Here is a 4,246-nt window from a genome sequence, read left to right as displayed (position 1 = left end):
GGTTTAGCGGGGGCAACTACAATCCAGCACCACATTCGCCAACACCGGAGACAGTGGTCCGCCTTGCGGCACGCCCTCGGGTGTCGGGGCTTTGCGATTGTCGATCTGAACGCCTGCCTTCAGATACCAGTTGATCAGCCTGAGCAGCGGCCTGTCCGGCGTATGCCGTTTCAGCCGTGCCATCAGCCGATCGTGATTTACCCGGTCGAAGAAGGCTTCCAGGTCCAGATCCACTACCCAGTTACGGCCTTCCCGGGCGCAATGCTGTCCGTATCGGACTGCCTGATGGGCAGAACGCCCCGGGCGAAAACCGTAGCTGTGTGGATGGAAGCGGGGTTCCCAATCCTGCTGAATGGTCTGGGCAATCGCCTGCTGGATGAAGCGATCCAGCACCGTTGGAATGCCCAGCGGGCGGGAACCGCCGTTGGCTTTGGGAATGGTGACCCGTCGGACCGGTTTGGGTCGGTAGGTCTGCTGGAGCAGTTGCTGCCGGATCTCGGGCCAGTGTTGGCGCAGATAATCCGGCAACTCATCCACGGTCATGCCGTCGATGCCCGGCGCTCCCTTGTTACGTCGAACCTGTTTCAGGGCGCGATTGAGGTTGTCCCTGCTCAACACACGCGCCATCCACGGTGAGGGTTGAACGGAGTGCGAGTCTTCCCGGTTTCCGGCAACGGGTTCATCCCCTGGAGACTCCAGGGGCAGCGCGAGCTGCTTTGCGGATGCCATCCCGTTTCCCTGCACGGACTCTCGACTCCTGTCTCTGTTCGGGCCTTCGGTTCACGGGCGAACCTACTATGCCCTCTGCTGATTTCTGCCACGCGATCAGAGACGATCGCTCGTCTCTCAGTGGGTCCGTCCACACGTGGCAGACCTCCCGGGGTAAGGCACAGAGCTTTCACGACGTGAACGCCCGATTTATAAAGTACACCCCAGTCGCAGAAGGAGGGCTTCGCGGTCACGTGCCCGCTCGCCCCGGATGTACCACACCTCGTATCGGGTTCCTGTTCGTCGCCCCGCCGCTTTGGATTGGGCTTCCTTCAGACCCCACCTCGCGATGACGCCCTTGCCCTTCTCCTAGCCTTCGGCTCTGCGAACACCTGGCAGGAGGACTTTCACCTCCCTAGTTCTGCGCCGTGCCCGGCACACACGCCAATATTCAGCGGCGCCCTGTCAAGGGCGTCCGGTGGAGGCCCTCTTGGGCCGTAACGAACTGGAATGACTTGTTATAGGTAATCTAAGGCAGACAAAGGCACAAAGGACAAAAGCTAGTAGCCAGATATAAAAACCAGGGCCGTAGCCCATAATGTACTTTGTTGGGCCACCGTCATTCCAAGGCTCATCGTACAAAAAGGTGGTTAAAGCGAGAAGGACGGTGAGAATCGACAGCTTTATTGCCAATGTCGGGCTTCTCTTGAGAAGGCAGAGAGCCAAGATAAAAGTCACGTTGGCATACCAAGCTGGGCAATAGTCAAAAATTGCCAACGCCCCTACAAGGAGTATGTGGTACCCCTGATACGCGCCATCAATCTCACAGCTTGTAGGCCCCCAATAACAGTGGCCGGTATACAGAGCATCGAATGGTAGGGCTATCAAAAACAACGAAACCAGCAGAACCCTTACCTTCAAAATATTGAGATCACCTGAGAAGCTCATATTACCTATAACGCCTAGGTAAGCCGCCGGCCCGAAGCGCAGCGTAGGACCGGTCGGCTTCACCTATTTGTTAAGAATCTATCTCATCAAGGTTGAAGTCATGGAAATCACCGAACTGAGCAAGATCCTTTTTGTATTTTTTTCGTTGTTCATAGGAAATCGTTATGTCTTTGGAAAGATTACTTAAGCACCTAGCCTTAATTCCTTTATATTGTTTAGAGGTTTTGTCGACAAAACCCTCTACAATTCGCAATGCATTACTGGAACTTCCTTTCTCCAGTTCTAAGTTAGACTGGAGTGCGATTTTTATATCGTTTTTGCTCTTCGGGAAGTCAGATCTCACCTTGCTTAGTTCTTCTTCAGCCTCCGCCAACTCCCCACCCTTTATAAGAGCCTTGACTAATTGAACCCTTCCGGAGAAGAAGCGTTGACCTCCGACATTTGCGGCCTCTCGAGCATATTTCAGTGCAAGATCCGGCCGGCCAAAAGCAAGATGATAAGAAGAAAGTCTAAGTTTATAATGTTCTGGCGTGTCAAGAAGTTCTAATTGACTAATATATTTCTGAGCAGACTCTTGATCATCCTTCTTTATGGCTATCCTGGCGGCCATGTCTATAACTTGATTATTGTTTGGCTGAATTCTTAATGCCTCGTTGATATTTTTCTGCGCCGACTCCAAATCCCCACTCATTAGATAACAATGAGAGAACTCTCGATACAACGCAAAGCCTTTTCTACCATGTTTTTGCGCGTTAGAGTATGCTTCGATGGCCTTGGCCAAGTCTCCTTTTTTTCTTTCAAGAAAACCTTGCAAATAATAAACATTGCGATATTCATCTAGCGGATAAAGACCATCTAAATATTTCTGCGCAGCATCCCATTTTTCTTCCTGAATCAAAGCCTTGATTAAGAATGTCTTCGCTTTCGCACTATCAGGATTGACATTTATAGCTTCCATCCCTATTTCTATGGCTTCCTTATACTTCCTCTGATGGTAAGCGTTTTCTAAGAGTTTAATGTAATCTGAATTTAGTTTTATTCCGTTTTTTGTCGCTTTTTCATCACCAAGCGTGAAACCCAATCTAAACAAAACACGGGAAATCTCTAATTTATGTTCATCCTGTGCTGAGTCGATATATTGATTAAGGTTATTTTTTACCACCTTTAGATCTTGATTGGATGGATAGCCGAAAACTTCATTTACCGCGCCCTTAATTGGATCAGCTATTCTATACAATTGTCCATCTTGAACCCTAACAAGTGAGCAATCTATGAGCTCATAGATTCGATCATGAGCTTCAGACCTTTCACACTTATATAGCGACAAAATACACGAAAGCGGCAAAGGCGAATAATTAGACAAGACCTGAAGAACCTGAATATCTTCACCGGTAAGATTGTGATCCTGGACGTGTGTTATAAATCTCTTTTGACTAAATTGGGTCAGTTTTCTTTTATCACTCATTAAAGCATCGACAGAATAAATCGATGCCTGCTTTACAGCAAAGTACGCTGCTGGTGGGTATCCGTTTATATAATCAGTTAAGTCCCTTATGTTCTCTGGGCTTAACGTAATTGATGAGCGTAGACTCAACTTAGAAAGCAGCTGAGATGATGCTCTACCACTAAGCTGCTCTATAGGTACGCTATCTAATTTAATATCATTATCTCGACTTATTCGTCGGCTAAGGACTAAGCAAATATATGCGTCCGGAAGCTGCTCTACACTTTCTATAACTCGATTCATGAAATTGGAAAGACAGCCGTTATCAAGAGTTAATCCTCCTGAATCCACGAAAATAGGAAGTTCATTTGCAGACATTACCGACTGTATGTTGTTTGTGACACGTAGTAGCGCTTCAGTTTCGGAAAGTGAGTTTATCTCTTCCACAATATCTCTAAGCTCTTCTTGGCAAGAGTATGGCTCAATAATATCAGCTAGTTTTGCGCATAGTGAATTCAATGTTTCACCAGCTTCCACCTCAATCTCAACACACTTATGTAGTGAGAAAAGATCTTTTGTCACATTTCGCACCAAAGATCGCCTACCTATTCCTGGCAGCCCGAATACGGCAAGAGTTTTCGGTGGTTTAGAGCCGTCGATAGGGTTTAACGCCTCTTCTAGTAAGTCACGTTCTTTAGATCTGCCTAGAAACACGGGGCTCTGAAACTCTTCCGCAGCTTCTTCAAGCCTGTGCTTGATATCTCTTGCTATCGCACTTGGTGAACTAACCTTTTTAATCAAGGCTGTTGTTAACCAGCTAGGCAAATCGCCTATCTCAACATCATCATTGAGAATAAACACTATTGAACGCTTGAGCGCTCCTTTCAGCTTTGAATAAAAAGCTTGCTCTAGCTCAAACTTGCACCAATTCGAGTCAAGTGAGTTTCTAGTCGCAAAAAAAACAAAAACAGTCGAAAGGCTGAGTTTCTCTTCAATCGATTTTTGGAACTCAACACCACTATCGAAGCTTCTTTCATCAAAGATACAGTTAAATCGGTTTAGCTGGTTCGCTACTTCTCGAACGATCTCTTTGTCCAGAGACGAATGTGACAGAAATGCTTTCATTTACCTGAATCAGTGACTTCG

General features: G+C 47.2%; 2 protein-coding genes. Both read right to left on the bottom strand.

Annotated elements, in window-relative coordinates:
- Window positions 1-3 precede the first annotated feature (3 nt).
- Entirely contained in the window at window positions 4-729 is a 726-nt protein-coding gene (locus tag Q669_RS17615) for a reverse transcriptase domain-containing protein (protein WP_022993284.1), read from the bottom strand.
- Window positions 730-1,726: 997 nt separating this feature from the next.
- Window positions 1,727-4,225 (bottom strand): TIR domain-containing protein, encoded by a 2,499-nt coding sequence (locus tag Q669_RS17605; protein WP_022993282.1) that lies wholly within the window; start codon window positions 4,223-4,225, stop codon window positions 1,727-1,729.
- Between the last annotated feature and the right edge of the window lie 21 nt (window positions 4,226-4,246).

The organism is Marinobacter sp. C1S70, assembly GCF_000475355.1.
GTDB classification, from domain to species: Bacteria; Pseudomonadota; Gammaproteobacteria; order Pseudomonadales; family Oleiphilaceae; genus Marinobacter; species Marinobacter nauticus.
This window is presented reverse-complemented; position numbering and strand designations above follow the sequence as displayed.